At 61.4% G+C, this 16831-nt stretch carries 16 protein-coding genes; 5 read left to right on the top strand and 11 right to left on the bottom strand.

Annotation, left to right across the window (positions count from 1 at the left end; all coding sequences use genetic code 11):
- Positions 1-14: 14 nt before the first annotated feature.
- Positions 15-1247 (bottom strand): arginine deiminase, encoded by a 1233-nt coding sequence (locus tag FJ978_RS14065; RefSeq protein ID WP_140572575.1) that lies wholly within the window; start codon positions 1245-1247, stop codon positions 15-17.
- Entirely contained in the window at positions 1244-2710 is a 1467-nt protein-coding gene (gene arcD, locus FJ978_RS14070; protein WP_140572576.1) for an arginine-ornithine antiporter, read from the bottom strand. The genes FJ978_RS14065 and arcD overlap by 4 nt, the downstream gene beginning before the upstream one ends.
- A gap of 227 nt (positions 2711-2937) precedes the next feature.
- Here arcD and FJ978_RS14075 point away from each other — a divergent pair, with 227 nt between their 5' ends.
- Entirely contained in the window at positions 2938-3585 is a 648-nt protein-coding gene (locus FJ978_RS14075) for a BON domain-containing protein (RefSeq protein ID WP_140572577.1), read from the top strand.
- A 152-nt stretch (positions 3586-3737) separates the two neighbouring features.
- Here the strand turns inward: FJ978_RS14075 and FJ978_RS14080 are convergent, their stop codons facing one another.
- Complete coding sequence (locus tag FJ978_RS14080; RefSeq protein ID WP_246678123.1) at positions 3738-4331, bottom strand: cytochrome b/b6 domain-containing protein; 594 nt, start codon at positions 4329-4331, stop codon at positions 3738-3740.
- Positions 4309-4587 carry a PepSY domain-containing protein gene (locus FJ978_RS14085; RefSeq protein WP_140572578.1) on the bottom strand — a complete coding sequence of 93 codons (279 nt, stop codon included), beginning with the start codon at positions 4585-4587 and terminating at the stop codon, positions 4309-4311. The genes FJ978_RS14080 and FJ978_RS14085 overlap by 23 nt, the downstream gene beginning before the upstream one ends.
- 213 nt (positions 4588-4800) lie before the next feature.
- Here FJ978_RS14085 and FJ978_RS14090 point away from each other — a divergent pair, with 213 nt between their 5' ends.
- The gene (locus tag FJ978_RS14090; protein WP_246678124.1) at positions 4801-5337 is read left to right on the top strand and encodes a plastocyanin/azurin family copper-binding protein; all 537 of its coding nucleotides are present in this window, start codon (positions 4801-4803) and stop codon (positions 5335-5337) included.
- A 430-nt stretch (positions 5338-5767) separates the two neighbouring features.
- The gene (locus tag FJ978_RS14095; protein ID WP_140572579.1) at positions 5768-6244 is read left to right on the top strand and encodes a plastocyanin/azurin family copper-binding protein; all 477 of its coding nucleotides are present in this window, start codon (positions 5768-5770) and stop codon (positions 6242-6244) included.
- Positions 6245-6358: 114 nt separating this feature from the next.
- Here the strand turns inward: FJ978_RS14095 and FJ978_RS14100 are convergent, their stop codons facing one another.
- The 4 genes from FJ978_RS14100 to FJ978_RS14115 all read right to left on the bottom strand — a co-directional run bounded on the left by FJ978_RS14100 (position 6359) and on the right by FJ978_RS14115 (position 10429).
- Entirely contained in the window at positions 6359-6745 is a 387-nt protein-coding gene (locus tag FJ978_RS14100; RefSeq protein WP_140572580.1) for a hypothetical protein, read from the bottom strand.
- Between the two features lie 85 nt (positions 6746-6830).
- The gene (locus tag FJ978_RS14105) at positions 6831-8084 is read right to left on the bottom strand and encodes an MgtC/SapB family protein (protein ID WP_140572581.1); all 1254 of its coding nucleotides are present in this window, start codon (positions 8082-8084) and stop codon (positions 6831-6833) included.
- A 13-nt stretch (positions 8085-8097) separates the two neighbouring features.
- Complete coding sequence (gene trxC / locus FJ978_RS14110; RefSeq protein WP_140572582.1) at positions 8098-8547, bottom strand: thioredoxin TrxC; 450 nt, start codon at positions 8545-8547, stop codon at positions 8098-8100.
- 28 nt (positions 8548-8575) lie between these two features.
- A complete protein-coding gene (locus tag FJ978_RS14115) occupies positions 8576-10429 on the bottom strand; it encodes a heavy metal translocating P-type ATPase (RefSeq protein WP_140572583.1) in 1854 nt (617 codons plus the stop codon).
- Between the two features lie 166 nt (positions 10430-10595).
- Here FJ978_RS14115 and FJ978_RS14120 point away from each other — a divergent pair, with 166 nt between their 5' ends.
- On the top strand, positions 10596-13277 hold the full coding sequence (locus FJ978_RS14120; RefSeq protein WP_140572584.1) for a bifunctional acetate--CoA ligase family protein/GNAT family N-acetyltransferase: 2682 nt from the start codon (positions 10596-10598) through the stop codon (positions 13275-13277).
- Between the two features lie 18 nt (positions 13278-13295).
- On the opposite strand, the gene FJ978_RS14125 is transcribed toward FJ978_RS14120, so the two are convergent.
- Both FJ978_RS14125 and FJ978_RS14130 read right to left on the bottom strand, forming a co-directional pair.
- Positions 13296-14849 (bottom strand): bifunctional aminoglycoside phosphotransferase/ATP-binding protein, encoded by a 1554-nt coding sequence (locus FJ978_RS14125; RefSeq protein WP_140572585.1) that lies wholly within the window; start codon positions 14847-14849, stop codon positions 13296-13298.
- 53 nt (positions 14850-14902) lie between these two features.
- Positions 14903-15301 carry a cytochrome c gene (locus FJ978_RS14130; RefSeq protein WP_140572586.1) on the bottom strand — a complete coding sequence of 133 codons (399 nt, stop codon included), beginning with the start codon at positions 15299-15301 and terminating at the stop codon, positions 14903-14905.
- A 169-nt stretch (positions 15302-15470) separates the two neighbouring features.
- On the opposite strand from FJ978_RS14130, the gene FJ978_RS14135 reads away from it, so the two are divergent.
- Positions 15471-16307, top strand: coding sequence for a universal stress protein (locus tag FJ978_RS14135; protein ID WP_140572587.1), 837 nt, complete (start codon positions 15471-15473; stop codon positions 16305-16307).
- A gap of 77 nt (positions 16308-16384) precedes the next feature.
- Here FJ978_RS14135 and FJ978_RS14140 read toward each other — a convergent pair whose 3' ends face one another.
- Positions 16385-16831: a pyridoxamine 5'-phosphate oxidase family protein gene (locus tag FJ978_RS14140; RefSeq protein WP_140572588.1), complete on the bottom strand. Its 447-nt coding sequence runs from the start codon at positions 16829-16831 to the stop codon at positions 16385-16387.

The following is a 16831-nucleotide window of genomic DNA, read 5'->3' on the forward strand; positions in this document are numbered from 1 at the left end:
AATTTCCTTTCGGATCAGATCGGGTCGCGGGCAATCGGGCAAGTCATGCAGTGCCCGCCGCCGCGCCCGCGGCTGAGTTCAGCGCCCTCGACGGTGATCACCTCAATTCCTGCCCGGCGCAAAAGGGTGTTGGTGTAGACGTTGCGGTCGTAGCCGATGACCACGCCAGGCTCGACCGCCACGACGTTGTTGCCGTCGTCCCATTGCTCGCGTTCGGCCTCGTAGCGGTCCCCGCCTGTGGCGATGATGCGCAGCGATTTCAATCCGAGTGCTTCGGCAACCACTGCCGTGAAAGGCTTTGTTTCCTCCGTCACCTCGACAGCCGCATTTCCATCTCCGGGCCGCAGCGAGAAGGTGCGCAGCCGCTCGATCACGGGCGGATACATGGTGACCAGATCGCGGTCGCAGAAGGTAAAGACGGTGTCGAGATGCATGAAACTGCGATCCCGCGGCATCAGCGCAGCGATCACGCGAGTCGCTTCACCGGCCGCGAACAGCTTGCGCGCGAGGTCGCCTACAGCCTGCGGCGTTGTGCGTTCTCCCATGCCGACGATAACCGTTCCGTCGCCGATCGGCATGACGTCACCGCCCTCCAGACTGGTGCCTGTTCCCAGGTCTGGCGAAACGAAAGGGATACCGCTGTCGCAAAAGCGGGGATGGTAGCGATACACTGCTTCGATATTGGCCGCTTCTGGCCGCCTGGCGGGCCAGTACATGGCGTTGACCGAGACGGAGCCGTAGATCCAACAGGAGCTGTCCCTGGTGAAAAGCTGGTTCGGCAGCGGCGGAAGCACAAAATCCTGGGGCGCGAGCGTCCTTCCGGTCAATCCCTTGGGTTCGAACGGAAGCTCTGCACGGGCGATGCCGCCGACAAGATAGGCCGCCAGCTGTTCGGATGGCATTTCGTTGAGCCACCCGCGCATCTCGTCGACCATGTCGAGCCCGACTACGCCGGAATGAATCCGGCGGTCGAGAAGCCAGTCGCGAGCTTCGGTCAGGCCGACGGTGTCGGCCAGCAGTCTCCCGAACGAATGCACCAGCACGCCGCGTTCGCGCAGTGCGTCGACAAAGACATCATGCTCCTGCCGGGCCTTCTTGACCCAAAGGACATCGTCGAAGAGTAACGCCTTACAATTGTCCGGCGTCAACCTTTGCAGGCTAAGATCGGGGCGGTGCACCAGCACCTCGCGGAGTCGGCCGACTTCAGAAAAAGCGCCAAGCTTGGTCGTGGTGATAGGAGCATTCATAGCGGGCTAATGCTCCCGTTCCAGATCAAGTAGGCTGCGGCGACACCGGCAGCGACAAGGGCGACGGCGAGCCCTGCTTCGACAGGATGGAACACGCGTTGATTGGTCTCGCGACGGGCCCAGACGTAGAAAAGAATGCCAGGGGCATAGAGGATCGCGCACATGAACAGATACGCCGGACCGGCTGCATAGACGAGCCACAGCCCGTAGGCAGTCGCCAGCAGCCCGGCGAAAAGAGGACCGGTGCGTTGCTCGCCAACCGCGTAACTTTCTCCGGTCAGCGCCAGCTTGGCCGCGTAGGCTCCCGAAAAGATGTAAGGAACCAGAATTGCGGCCGAAGCGATGTAGAACAGGGCCTGATATGTGCTCTGTGCGAAGAGCGTGATCATCAGGAAAGCCTGGACGAGCAGGTTGGTGATCAGCAGCGAGATCGACGGCACGCCGCGCGCGCTTTCCCGGCCGAAGAATTTCGGCATCGTGCCGTCCTTGGCGGCGACATGCGGAATTTCGGCAGCAAGCAGCGTCCAGCTCAGGAAGGCGCCGACCACCGAAACGACCAGCGCGATGTTGATCATGATGGCGCCCCAGGGACCGACGACCGCCTCCAGCACGCCGGCCATCGAGGGGTTTTTCAGCGCGGCAAGCTCAGGCTGGCTCAGGATGCCAAGCGACAGCAATGACACCAGCGCATAGAGCGCGAGGCAAGTGAAGAAGCCGAGAACTGTCGCCGTGGCGATGTCCTTGCGGCGCTCGGCACGGCCGGAATATACGCTGGCGCCTTCGATGCCGATGAACACCCACAGCGTCACCAGCATCGTGCTCTTCACCTGTGCGGTGATCGAGCCGAGACTGCTATTACCGAGACCAGTGAAGTCGAGGGACCAGACCTGCAGTTTAAAGGCGACGGTGACAACCCCGACGAACAGGACGATGGGAGCGATCTTTGCTACGGTGACGATGAGGTTTATGACGGCCGCCTGCCGAATGCCGGCGAGAACCAGGACGTGGATCAGCCATAGCAGGATTGATGCGCCGAGCACGGCCTGCCAGGTGTTTCCGTCACCGAAGGCTGGGAAGAAGTACGACAGGGCGCTGAATACGATCACTGCATAGGAGACATTGCCGACCCAGGCGCTGATCCAATAGCCCCAGGCGCTGTTGAAACCGATGAAAGGACCGAAGCCGGCCTTGGCGTAGGCGTAGGGTCCAGCGTCGAGTTCGGGTTTGCGGGTGGCAAGCGATTGATAGACGAAGACGAGCGCCAGCATGCCGGCCGCAGTGATCGCCCAGCCAATGAGGATGGCCAAGGGACCAGCACCTGCCGCCATATTCTGCGGCAGGCTGAACACTCCGGAGCCGACCATCGAGCCGATCACCAGTGCGGTCAGGGAACCCAATCGAAGTTTTGACGGCAACGCGGTCGCGACTTTCCGAACAGGAATGTTGATGTCCGCCGTAGTCATGATGCTCTCCCAAATTGAGGCGATGGGAGGCAATAGACAGGATTTCCGCACTGCCAACTTTGATGCGGGTCAAACAAGAGGTGATTTCCAAAGCTGTGCGTTGAGGTCATGCATCGCGCTCAACCAGCGATCGTTTGATCCTCATCAACGTCGACACGAACTCGGCACTCCATAGTCGGTTCGTTCAACCGGGCGAGCGTGGCCCGCTCACAAGAAGAGATGCAACCATGAACAACAATATTTTGAGGCAGGACATCATTGATGAACTGGAGTTCCAGCCAAGCATCGACGCGGCCAACATTGGCGTCGCCGTGGACAACGGCGTGGTCACGCTGACCGGCCATGTGTCGACCTATGCGCAGAAGGCGACCGCGGAAGAGGCGGTACGCCGCGTCAAGGGTGTGAAGGGTATCGCGCAGGAAATCGAAGTCCGGCCCGCCGGCAGCAATCTGACTGCCGACGACGAAATTGCCAAGCGCGCTCTGCACTCGATCAGCTGGAATACGGTCGTGCCGGATGGCGCGGTACAAGTGCGGGTTCAAAATGGCTGGGTGACACTCACCGGCAAGGTGGAGTGGCAGTACCAGAGATCGGCAGCGTTTGCCGCCATCCGATATCTGGCAGGCGTGCTCGGGGTTCACAACAGCATCGAGGTGCTGCCGCACGCAACGGCATCGGATGTGAAAAAACGCATCGAGGACGCGTTGAAACGCAGCGCCGAAGTCGAGTCGAAAGCGATAGAAGTTAACGTATCCGACGGCAAGGTCACGTTGAAGGGTAGGGTCAACAGCTGGGCCGAACGTCGCACAACCGAGCGCGCCGCATGGGCTGTGCCCGGAGTGCGCATGGTCGAAGACCACATTACAATCGCCTGATGCATCGGAACTTCAAAAAGGGAAGCCGATCATGATCCGCTTCCCTTGTCCCTCGCGCCACTCACGAGCGTGTCATGTGCGCGATGGCGCTCCAAAAGGTCGGACGCCTAATCGACAGGCTCGATTCGCACCTGGGTCGGGTGAGATCAGGCTCAGGCGATATCGGTCGGCTCCGCCTTGCGCTTTTGCCCTGTAACCATGGCTCTAACCAGGTTTTCGCGATGGCGAAAGCTTGCCAGCACGACGCCGCCGACGTGGAGGAAAACAAGCAGCAACAAGCTATGCGCGGCGAGGCTGTGCGCCGCTTCGACCCACGACACGCCGAAAAAGGCGTCCGTGGTCATCAGCCATCCGGTAAGGGCGGTTAAAGCCATGGCTGAGATCAGCACGATCACCATCGCCCCACCTGCCGGATTGTGGCCGATATAGCGGGCCTCGCGACCACTCAGTATCGCCAACAGGTATTGCACCACCGTTGCTGGGTCGCGCAGGAATTGCGTGAAGCGCGCATAGGGCGTTCCGATGACGCCCCACAAAAGCCGCATCGATACGAGGGCGGCCGCGACATAGCCCGCCCAATGGTGGATGTCCTCCGAAGAATGAGAAGTGAGCCAAGCCGTTACGAAGCTTAGCACCAGCCCCCAGTGGAAGCCGCGCACGACCCGGTCCCAGACGCGTACCATCTCCGGAGATGGATGCGCGTCCGCGGCCGAAATGATCTGATCAGTTTTCACCGGCTTCGGCATTGTCGAGCTTTTCAAGGGTCTCGGCATTGTAGGCCAGGTTCACCTTCTTGCCGGCCTTGTCCACCGCGTAGACTTCATAGCAGCCCTTCTCCACCTTGATCTGGCGGACGGTGAGACCTTCGCCGGTCAATTGCGCCTCGAGCGTTGCCTTGGGCTTGAACTGTGATTTCGGGGCGGTGCTGCAGCTGCCGCCGGCGGCGAGGGCTGGTCCCGCAACGACGCCAGCGAGAGCGGCGATAATGAGTGTGCGATACATGATGGCTCCATTCGGGAGGTTGGGCGCAGATGTCGCGCCTGCTGGGATTTCGATCGGTTCTGTCAGACGGCGATTTCACCGTCATTGGCGAATAACCAATTCAAGCTGACAACTGGCTGACAGTTGTATCGGCGCCGCCGAATGACCTTGCGGAAGCCGGTTTGATCTGGCGCAAGGACGGCGTGTGGCTATACGGGCAGGATCGCGGTCGGGATGGGAAGCGTTTTTGCTGCTGTTCTGGAGGAGATCGCAATGAAAGCCATATTGAGGAGTGCAGCGCTCGGACTCGCTGCCGCAATGCTCATGGCCGGCAATGCCGGCACCGTCCATGCAGCCGCGCTTGTTCAAATCTCCCTGTGGGACAAGGGCGCCGGCACGGAGATGCCGATGGGTCTTGCCTATGCGGCGCCGGGGCTCGATCTCGCCAAGGCGACTATGGGCATCAAGGCCTTGCCCGGTACGGTGAAGGCGGGGGAGGTCACATTCAATGTGAAGAATGACTCCAAGGACACTGTTCACGAAATGATAGTGATGTATCTCGCCGATCCCGGCAAGCAGCTTCCTTACATTGAAGCCGAGAACCGAGTCGACGAAGACAAGGCTGGCGATAAGGGCGAAGTTTCGGAGCTCGATCCTGGCAAATCAGGCACTTTGACCGTCGAATTGAAGCCCGGGAAATACCTGCTTATCTGCAACGTGCCAGGTCACTATGGCGCCGGCATGTGGGCTGAATTCACCGTCGATCCGTAACCCTGCGGGATCCAAGTCGCGTAGGTCTTATCGTTGATGCCAGCGACCATGCCGAACTTGAACGACCGTCTTAAGCCTCGCGATCATCGAGAATGCGAACCGGGCTTGGAGCGCTGACAGATCGTCAGGCGATGTCCGTCGGCTCAGTTTTGCGTTTTCACCCTTGATCATGCTCGGAACGGTTTCCGCGACGGCGAGAGCTTGCCGTGCGAGGCCACCCGGCAAATGGCGCAGGGTAACGACGACGCAACGGGCGACCAGAGAGGGCCGCTTAGCCACGTTTGCTAAAGGTTCGGCCTCATCCTTGGTCGCCTGCCTCCGCTGTCAGCGCGTTGTCAGCTTGGCTGTTCTAGCCGGGTGCCGCGACCATCAATGATTCGCCAAACACGCGCTTGTGGGGTCGCCGCAAGCGATCAGGAGCGTTTCGAACATGCAACCTTTCAAGACCGGACTGGTCCTCGTTCTTCTAGCCGTGTCGGCACCCGCCTCCGCCAACACGATCGTAAACGTCAAGCTGTGGGACAAGGGAGGCGTCGCGAACCCCGACGCAAAGATGGGAATGGGCATGCCGGCAAACATGAGCATGGCAACGATGAGGATCAAGCTCGATCAAACGGTCGTGCCCGCGGGCAAGGTGACCTTCGAGGTTCAAAACAGCTCCAAGGACGCAGTCCACGAGATGATTGTGGTGCCGGTGACCGATGTCAAAAAGACTGCGCTGCCCTATGTGGCAAATGAAAATCGCGTCAATGAGGATGCGGCGGGCCATCTCGGCGAGGTCTCTGAACTTGATCCGGGCAAAACCGGATCGCTGACGCTCGACCTCAAGCCCGGAAACTATGCTGTCTTTTGCAACATTCCCGGCCATTTCATGAACGGAATGTGGGCGACAATCCTGGTCAAATAGGCCGTGGTTTGATGAGGCACCCGCCGCGCCAAAGGCGCGGCGGCTTTCTTTGATTCCGTATACGTCGTTGTCCCGATCAGAATCGAACTCGAGCGACCCGCCTAGAGGCAGCCATCAGGGCCGCTCGACCCTTGCCACCTGGTAGGTGTGCATGGCGCCGTTACGCGCGATCGACACATATTCACCGGTGACGAACCGTTCCTCGCCGAGATGAAAACCTATTTCGTCGTCGCGATCGCCTTCGGCATAGTCGAAATACCATTGCCCGCCGGGCTTGCGCCTCAGTCTTCCGACCAGATCTTCCTCACCGGTACGAAACCGGCGAACACGGCAAGAGCCCTTGTGCGATTTCCACTCTTCCGCATCGAGCCGGCCTTCGCCGGTCAATGGAGCGAGCACGTCATAGCCTTCTTCGCGGTCGCCTGCCGGATGACCCTTCTCGCGGGCGAGCAGCAACCGGACATTGCGGAAATTCGGGGTGAGGTCTTTCAGACTGGTCATGGCAAACTCCTTCACGGAGTTTCATGGAGCGGTTTTAGGGCGCGGCCCTTGATCCGCGTCAAACAAGGCTGCGAGAGCAGCACTTCTATCCAGAACCGAGTAACAAAAGGGTGCAGATGCCCAGGGTCGCGGCGACCAGGGTTGCGGCAGCGAGTGGCAGCCAGAATCTGACCGGACCGGCAAATACTGCGAACGACAGGCGGCCGAGCGCGTTTGCGGCCAGCGCCACCAGCACGGCCTGGCTCACCGTCCCGATTGGGACCGAATGCTTGATCAGTCGCAAGGCACTGAGCACCGAGACGTCAACATCGAAAGTGCCTGCCAGCGCCGAGGTACCCAGCAAGCCGCGGCCGCCGAATTGAGCTGCCAACGCAGCGCTTGCGGTCGCGACAACCGCAAACAGCAGGGCGAACAGCAGCAGCGGACCCAACTCGAATGGGTTGCGCGCGATAGCGCTGCCTTCACCATTTCCGCTGTCATGCGCCAGCAGTAATGCTCCGCAGATAGCGAAGGCGAGCGCTGCGGCAATCGCCGGAATGCCGGCCGAAAAGAATACGCTTGGCTCGATGATCAGGACCACGGCACAAACGCGGAGCACCGAAACCATGGCAGCAAGCGAAGCGGCTCCGGCAAGCGGCAGGGGGTTGCTTGCCGACATCGCGTTGCGGGCAAGCGCCATGGTTACGGCGGTGGAAGAAACGATCGCACCGGAGAGCGAACTGACCAGCAGACCACGCGTGGTTCCCAATAGGCGAACGGCGACATAGCCGGCGAATGATATCGAGGCCATCAGCACCGTCAGGAACCAGACCTCCCAGGGATTGAAACCGCCCCACGGGTCCATCGTCCGGTTTGGCAGCAAGGGCAAGACGATGGCCGTCATCACTGCCAATATGAGCGCGGAACGAAGTTCCACCCAGGTCAGTCGCTTCAAAAGACCGTGCAGGATCTCGCGGCTGGCCAGGATTGCCGCCAATGCCGCGCCACCGGCGGCAGCGGCCCGATAATCGCCGGCGACGGAAAGTGACCCAAGAGCAAAGACGCCTAGGCCCGCGATCACGCTTGTCACGCTGAAATCTTCGTCATGGGCAGCCTCGCGCGCCTTGTACAAGGCGAAGATTGCCGCAAAGGCGATGAAGCCGCCGACCAGCACCGATACCGAGCCTAGTGCGCTCGCCAGCGCCGCGAGCACGCCACCAAGCAGGCCTGAAATGCCGAATGTCCGGATGCCAGCTGTGCGACTGCGATCGGGCGCATCCCGCTCCTGCCAACCACGCTCCAAGCCGACAAGAAGCCCAATTGCGAGCGCCAGTCCAAGCCGGGCGATGAGCGGATCCATTGGCGCGACGACTTCAGGCGGTGACCGTTGGCAGACGGTCACGTACCCACCTGACAATCTGGCCTGCCGTCATTGCGCCGGATGTGCGCGCGACTTCGCGCCCGCCATGGAACAGGATCATGGTCGGGATGCCACGGATGCCGAGCCTGGCCGCGACAGCCTGCTCATTGTCGGAATTGAGTTTGATCAGGCGAACATGGGGCTCCAGTTCACTTGCCGCCGCTTCATAGGCCGGTGCCATCATCTTGCAGGGGCCGCACCAGGGTGCCCAGATGTCTACGACAACGGGCAGGCTGCTGCGCGCGATCTGATGATCGAAACCAGCGGCGTCGACATCTTCGGGATGCCCCGAAAACAGCCTGGTCCCGCACCTTCCGCATTTTGCCTCACTGGCATTGCGATCGGGTGGCAGGCGGTTGACCCCACCGCATTTGCTGCAAACCACCAGATTTTGCTGTGCCATGGCCATTCACCGATTTTGTTCTCGATCACTATGCGCGCCGCAGATGCCCGTCGCCAAGGGTGCGCAATGCGTTCAGGATAACCGCCACGTCGATCCCTTCCTGAAGCAGCGCTCCGGCAACCGGCGTGATCTGCCCCATGGCCGCTGCGATCATTGCCAGCCCGGACAACGCCAGCCCGGCGATGATGCTCTGCAAGGCGATCGATCGCGTTCGCCGTGCAATCCGGACCGCATCGGCGACGGGCTGCAGCCTGTCGGTCAGCACGATGACGTCCGCCGCCTCGGAGGTGGCGGTGGCACCCCGTGCGCCCATGGCGACACCGACCGTTGCCGCCGCAAGCGCAGGGGCATCGTTGATGCCGTCGCCGACCATCATTGTGGGCGCCTGCGCTTTCTCGGCCTCGACCGCGGCGACCTTTTCGGCAGGGGTCGCGTCGGCGACGACGACATCGAGGGCGAGCAAGCGTGAAATCCGCTCGGCCGCCACGCCGTCGTCGCCCGTGAGCATAATCATGCGCTTGATGCCCGCCTTGCGTAGCTTGCCGATTGTGTCGTGCGCATCAACGCGCAGGGCATCGCCGAACGTGAAAATCCCGGCAAGCTCTCCACCGACGGCGACAAAAACCCTAAGCACCGGATTGTCCCGGTATTTTTCTTCGCCGCTTTTCGCCCAGCCGGGCAGCGGCTGGTCGGCGAGCACGAGAGTCCGCGATCCTGCGGCAATAGACATGTTTTCGACCCGGCCCTTCAGGCCCGCGCCGCGATGCTCGCTGACATCGTGCGGATGCGAAAGCATCAGCTGTCTGCCGCGCGCCGCCCGGACGACGGAGTCGGCGAGCACATGGTGCGAGGCCTGCTCCAGGGATGCGAGCAACTGCAGCAGATGGGTGGCGTCACGGCCGGGTGCAGCTTCTATTTCGATGAGCTCGGCGCCGCCGATGGTCAAGGTCCCCGTTTTGTCGAAGATCGCGGTTCGAACTTGCGCAAGCGCCTCCAGCGCCGTGCTGCCTTTCATCAGGATGCCAGCACGCGCGGCGCGCGAGACGCCACCGATGAAGGCAACGGGCGCGGCGAGGATGAGCGGGCAGGGTGTTGCGACAACCAACACCGCAAGCGCTCTGATTGGGTCGCCGGAAACATACCAGGCGGCACCGGAACCCAGCAATGTGACCGGCAGAAGGAACAGGGCAAAGCGGTCGGCCATGCGGATGAACGGGGATTTAGCGGTCTGCGCTGCAGCGACCATGCGCACGATCGCCGCATAAGTGCTTTGTTCCGCGAGGGCAGAAGCCCGCATGTTGAAGGTCTCGCCGGCATTGACGGTGCCGCTGTGCAGCATATCGCCTGCGCTGCGCCGTTCCGGCAGGGGTTCTCCGCTCACCGCCGACTCGTCGAGAGAGGCCGAAGCATCGAGCAGAATGCCGTCAACAGGAAGCAGTTCGCCGGCACGAACCAACAGCTCATCACCGACAGCTACGTCTTCGACAGAGATGGTCTCTGTCCCTCGGGTTGACGTCCGATGGGCGACACGCGGCGATCGGTCGGTCAATGCCTTGAGGTTCCGTTCGGCGCGGCCGCGAGCGAAATCCTCAAGCACTGTGCCGCCGGCATACATGATCGCGACCACCACTGCCGCCAGGGGTTGTCCAAGCAGCAGCGCGGCGGACATTGACACCAGCGCAATCGCATCGACACCGAAGCGGCCTATCCAGAAATCACGCAGGATAGAGATGGCGAGAGCCGCCACGACGGGCAAGGTCGCCACCGTCCAGATCGTGTTGGCTTCAAGCGGGCCGAGCCCGGTTCGCCACGCTCCGATCCCAATAGCGAGACCCAGGATGGCAATGACCAGCAATGCGCGTCGCAAGGTGGACTCGTTCATGCGATGCCTTTCGATTTGATCGATGCTCGCCAATCTTCGCCAGCGCTGACGGGGCGCGTCGAACTCGCGCAACAGCTAATAGCGAGAACCGGAGAACGCTTTGATCCAACGCAACGAACGCGCAAGATCGACGGGCGATCATCGCTACGAACAGGAGGCATGAGGGGTGACGATCCGAAATCTCGAACATGCGCTCGCCCCAAAGTCCGTTGCCGTGTTCGGGGCATCGGAGCGCGACGGCTCTGTCGGCCGCGTCGTCTTCGACAATATCGTCAGCGGCGGCTTCGAGGGCGAGATCTGGCCGGTCAATCCGAAATATTCGCAAGTGGCCGGTCGGCAATGCTATGCCAAGGCGGCCGATCTTCCGGGTGTTCCAGACCTTGGTGTCATCGTGACGCCGCCTGGGACAGTTCCCGCCATCGTGCGCGACCTTGCTGAAAAGGGCACGCGGGCGGCGGTTGTCATCACCGCCGGGTTGACGCACGAAAACGGCCTGCGCCAGGCGATGCTCGATGCGGCCAAGCCCACTGTTTTCCGCATCATTGGGCCGAACACGGTCGGTCTGATGATCCCGCCATTACGGCTCGATGCCGGATTTGCGCATATGGCCGCCAGACCCGGCAACATCGCACTGCTGTCGCAATCAGGCGCCATCGCCACGTCGCTGATCGATTGGGCGGCTGACAACCATGTCGGTTTCTCGCAGATCGTCTCTCTGGGCGACATGGCGGATGTCGACGTGGGAGATTGTCTGGACATGCTGGCGGGCGACATCCACACACGCGCCATCGTAATGTATCTCGAAACCATTCCCAACCCGCGCAAGTTCATCTCGGCCGCCCGTGCGGCGGCACGCATCAAGCCGGTGATCGCGATCAAGTCGGGCCGGCACGAGCAATCGGCCAAAGCGGCCGCGACCCATACCGGCGCGCTGTCGGGGGCGGATCGTGTCGTCGATGCGGCCTTGCAGCGCGCTGGCATACTGCGCGTCAAAGGCCTCACCGAGTTGTTCGATGCGGTTGAAACGACCGCACGTTTCGTTCCGCTGGAACGAGCCCGTGTCGGCATCGTCACCAATGGCGGCGGCGCCGGCGTGCTTGCCGTGGATCAACTCATCGAAGGCAACGGGGAACTGGCCGAACTGTCGCCGGAAACGATCGCCCGCCTGAATGCCGTCCTGCCGAGCACCTGGTCCCACGCCAATCCGATCGACATTATCGGCGACGCCCCGCCAGAGCGCTATCGGGTCGCGACCGAGGCCGTGGCGGCCGATGCTGGAACCGACGTCGTCATGGTCATGAACTGCCCGACCGGGCTCGGCTCGCCGCTTGCCGCGGCAAGCGCGGTGGCGGCGCTCGCACAGGACGGCAAGATCGGCGGCAAACCGATCCTGACCTGCTGGCTTGGCGAACACACGGCTTGCGAAGGGCGGCGTGTTCTTCAGGATGCCGGCATTGCCAGCTTCGAAACGCCCTCCGATGCCGCAACGGCCGTTTCCTACCTGAGCGAATGGTCGCGGGCTCAGCGGGCATTGATGCGTACGCCGTCGAGTCGCAGCGAGGATACCACGAGCGACCGAGAAGCCGTGCTTGCCATATTCAGGCAGGTCGCAAGAGAAGGCCGGCGAATGCTGACCGAGCCCGAAGCCAAGGCGGCGATTTTCGCCTACGGCATTCCGGTGCCCGAGACGATCGTCGCCAGATCTCCTGTCGAAGTGGAAGCGGCTGCTGGCCGGCTCCTCAAGACGTCGGAACAGGTCGTCGTCAAACTGTTGTCCAAGGCGATCTCACACAAGTCGGACATTGGCGGGGTGGTGCTTGGCATCGCCGACGCCGCTGCCGCCGGCGCTGCCGCCCGCGCCATCGAAGCGCGCGTGCTCGGCCACGCTCCGCAAGTCGATATTGAAGGCTATGCCGTTCAGCCCATGGTGACTCGGAAACAGGCGCAGGAACTCATCCTCGGCATGAGCCGCGATCCGATTTTCGGCCCGGTCATCCTGTTTGGAGCCGGTGGCGTTGCGGTCGAGGTGATGGACGATACCGCGATCGCGTTGCCGCCGCTCGACGACGTTCTTTCCGATGACCTGATCAGGCAAACGCGGATCGGCCGCCTGCTCGCCGGGTTCCGCGATCGCAAGCCGGCGGACAGGCAATCGATCATTGCAGCACTCACCGGCCTGTCGCAGATGATCATCGACTTTCCGTGCCTGGTTTCGTTGGACATCAATCCGCTGCTGGCCGACGCCGAGGGCGTGATTGCGCTTGACGCCCGCATCGAGATCGAGCCGGAACGCGTGGAAGAGGCGGGGCCGAACCCGGCGCTTGCCATTAGGCCTTATCCGTCGGGTTGGGAAAAGACGTTTTCGGCGGGCGACATTGACTATAATATTCGCCCGATCAAGCCGGCCGACATCGCGCTCTATCCCGAATTCCTTGCCAGGATTTCGCCTGACGATTTGCGCCTGCGTTTTCTGTCGCCGCGCAAAAGCTTCTCCGACCAGATGTTGAAGCGGCTCACCCAACTCGACTACGATCGCAACATGGCCTTCGTCGCGCTGGAGACACGCACTGGCGCTTTGGCGGGCATCAGCCGTCTGTCCTGCGATCCTGACCACGTCAGCGCGGAATACGCATTGCTGGTTCGGACGGACTTACAGGGGCAGGGCCTGGGTTGGGAGTTGCTCAGCCAGATCGTCGACTATGCAAAGGCCGATGGGATCCGCAGCATCCAGGGCATCGTGCTTAGTGAAAACAGCAAGATGCTGGCAATGTGCCGTGAATTCGGCTTCTCCATCATGCATCTTCCGAACGAGCCCGGCCTTGTCGAGGCCAAGCTCGAACTCTGTTGAGGCGATCATCCGCAACAGTCAGGAGGCCGTGCGCAGGGTCTGCGAAGCATCGCGCTCGCAACATCTCCTCAACTCCGCGACGATGTCGACGAGCTTTCGATCGGACTCGGTCTTGCGCCAGGTGGCCTGGCTGACATTTCGCTGCAATTGACGCGACAGGATATCCCCCGTGGCGTCCGAGGGACCGCCCTTGCGTTCACTGACCCGCTGCCAAAGGACGAGTGGATCCGCCTCCAGCCAGAAACCGGAGAATGGGATACCCCGGTCGCGTGCCGCCTTTTCAATTCGCGCACGATCGGCCGGTCTGTCGAAAACCGCATCAGCTACAACCGAGCCGCCCTCGGAGAGGATCAGGCCGGCGCGCCATGCCATTTCGTTGTAGACCCGTTCGGAGACCTCAGGTCGATAGGCCTTGTTCGGCAGCCTGGTTTCAGCGGGCACTCCATGCATCGCTTTGCGGATGCGATCGCTTTCGACGATGCGGGCGCCGGGCGGCGCACCGACATGGGCGGCCAGCGCCTCTGCAACGGTCGTCTTGCCCGAGCCACTGAGGCCGCCGATGGCAACGAGGCGGGGTGATGTTTCCTGGAGAAATGTTCCGGCAAGTTCGAAATAGGATCTCGCCTCGGCAGTCAACTTGTCGGAATCGGCACTGCCTTCCGCTACCTGCGTTGCGGTGACATGCGCACGCACGGCTGCCCGTACCGCCATGAAAAAGGGCAGCAGGATGAAACCGTCCTCATCGTCGGCTTCGTCGAGATAGCGGTTCATCACAAGATTGGCGAGCTCCGGAAACCCCCGGTGCCAAAGGTCCATCAGCAGGAAGGCAAGGTCGTACAAAACGTCGATGTTGGCGATCTGGTCGTTGAATTCGATGCAATCGAAGAGGCGGGGCTCGCAGTCGAAAAGGCAGATGTTGCGCAGGTGCAGGTCGCCATGGCACCGGCGAATCTTGCCTGCGGCTTCGCGGCGGTCGAGCAATCCGGAGTGGCGGGCGAGGGCGGTGCGGAAGGCCTTTGCAAAGGTCTTGACCTCCGGTTTCGTGAAAACGTGGCTGGTGGCAAAGGCGGCCTCGTTGATATCGAGCACGCCAGCCATGTTGGACGACCCGCTGCCATTGTGGATTGTCGGCGCGGCACGGTGGTATCCGACGATCATGCGCGCAACCGCGGTCATCAGCGCCTGTGTCAATTCTCCCGCGGCAGCCATGCGATCAAGAAGCTTGGATTGGTCGAAGCGGACCATCTCGATCACCGCGTCGACCATCTGGCCCGCGCCGTCAAAAGCCAATTTGCCATCCGCCTCGCGTGTGACGCGCCGCACTCCCAGATAGAGGCCGGGTGCGGTTTTCGAGTTGAGTTCCACCTCTTTTTCGCAAGCGGCCAGCCTCAGCGTCGGCGTCGAGAAATCGACATAGGGCAGCTTGACCGTCCGTTTCATCTTATAGGCGCGTTGGCCAACCAGGAAGATGCGTGAAATGTGGGTCTCGATCGCCTCGACGGGTCCGGTTGCGCCATACGAGGCAGGATCGAGCAGAAACGCGGCAGCGGCTTGCTGGTCGCCGACGATCATGGCCGGCCTCCTAGATACCTGTGTCTTGCGGAGACTGTTTCCGCCATCTGCATTCATTGCTGTAACGTCTCGACATAACCGGCCAAATCATGGATCCGTTCCCTGGTGACGATTTCGCCGGCGTTCGGACCATATTTCTTCACGTCGGTGGGAAGGAATTGCTGGCCCCAGACCGGCATGTCGCGCTCGCCATGCGCCGGCACCATGGCGCGGCCGTCGATCACGGCAAAGACGCGCCAATATGGGAATTCGCCGCCATTGCGCCTGGAGAGGCGCGTCAGGTCGCTCGGCCGCTTCAACAACTCGTCGCCCAACGGTCCATCGCCCTTGCCTTCAGGGCCATGGCAGACGGCGCATGAGTTCATGTATTCCGCTTTGCCGTCACCGAGTTCCTGGGCACTGGCTGCGTTGAGGGCCAATCCCGCCAGGATCGCTGTGCTCAGGAATTTCATCTGCGTTTCCCGATATTGATCGGCCGAAACCTACAGCCCTGGTTTGCGAGCGCGTTGATGCGGATCAAATGCGCCGCGGTGTTTGATTCAGCGCAATGAACGCACCAGGCACCCTCGCTAATGACTGAGATCACGACTGATCCTTCAATCGAAATCAGGAGTTGCTGCCGTGACTTTCAAGACACTGCTTACGGTTACCGGACCGAACCAGGGCGAGGGCGATCTGAAGCTCGCCGCCAACCTTTGCGAACAGGTCGGCGCCCATCTCTCCGTGCTCGTGCTCGAACTGGCAGCACCGCCCTCGGGCGGCGAGTATGCCGCTGTCGTCTCGCCTGCCTGGCTTGAGGAACGGCAGGCCGAGTTGAAAAGGCTCGAGAAACGAATTGCGAACGTCGCCGGGTTTCTCGCCCAGAGCGCCGTGTCTGCTGATCTGAGTGACGACTATCCCGACATGGGATGGGCAGACGACGTCATCGGAAGGCGTGCCCGCTACGCCGACCTGACCATTCTGGGACCGGATCTGCTGGCAAGCCATGCGCTGAAGGACAAAGTCATCGAGGGAACACTGTTTTCATCGGGAAAGCCCATTCTGCTTGTTCCCGAGGGCTCGCGCCCGACGCTGAAGGCGAAACGCATCCTCGTTGCATGGGACGCCCGTCTTGAGTCATCGCGCGCCGTCCGCGAGTCGCTCGACATGCTGAAAGGCGCCGAAGATGTGCGCCTTGTCATCGTCGATCCCATTGAAAATGAGCTCCATCATGGTGAGGAGCCAGGTGCAGACGCTGCGGCCTATCTTGCCCGGCACGGCGTGAAGGTTACGGTCGACCGGCTGCCGAGTTCGAACCATTCGGTTGCCGACGTGCTTCGCCAGCATGCTGTCGATGTTGCTGCAGAGTTGATGGTGATGGGCGCCTATGGTCACTCCCGGTTGCGCGAACGCATTTTCGGAGGTGTCACCAAGTCAATGCTTGCGGGTCAGTCGTTGCCGGTCTTGATGGCGCGATAGCAATTCAACGGGAGGAGAAAAGGGCCGGTGCAGATTGCGCCGGCCCTTTTCGTCACTCGCAAGACTTGATGGGCCGACTACTCGCTCGCTTCCCGTCCGGATACCTGCTCGATCAGGATACGAAAGAAAACATGCGGTGCACTGTCGGCCGTGGGAGGAACGACGGGCTTGAGCGCGCCAGGTTCCCACCAGTCGGTGTGCTTGCTCAACACCGACCAGGCATGATCCCGCTGAAGCTTGTGGCCGATCCGATCAGGCAGCTCTTCGTATCGGCCGTCGACGACGACGCTTCTCCATCCTCGCCCTTGGCCATGTTCGTCGACCTGGACGGACACCAGCGGATTGGCGCGCATCCATTCGATCTTCTTGCCAGGCATGGAAAACCCGTAAAGATGAGCATCCGCATGGGCGTAGTAGAAAGGCACAACGTAGGGCTGCCCATCCTTTGCGCATGCCAGGCGACCCACGCGATTGGCCGTCAGCAATTTGGTACATTCCAAAGCAGAAAGCGTGCGGATTTGCAT

This window comes from Mesorhizobium sp. B1-1-7 (genome assembly GCF_006442705.1).
In the GTDB taxonomy this organism is placed as follows: domain Bacteria; phylum Pseudomonadota; class Alphaproteobacteria; order Rhizobiales; family Rhizobiaceae; genus Mesorhizobium; species Mesorhizobium opportunistum.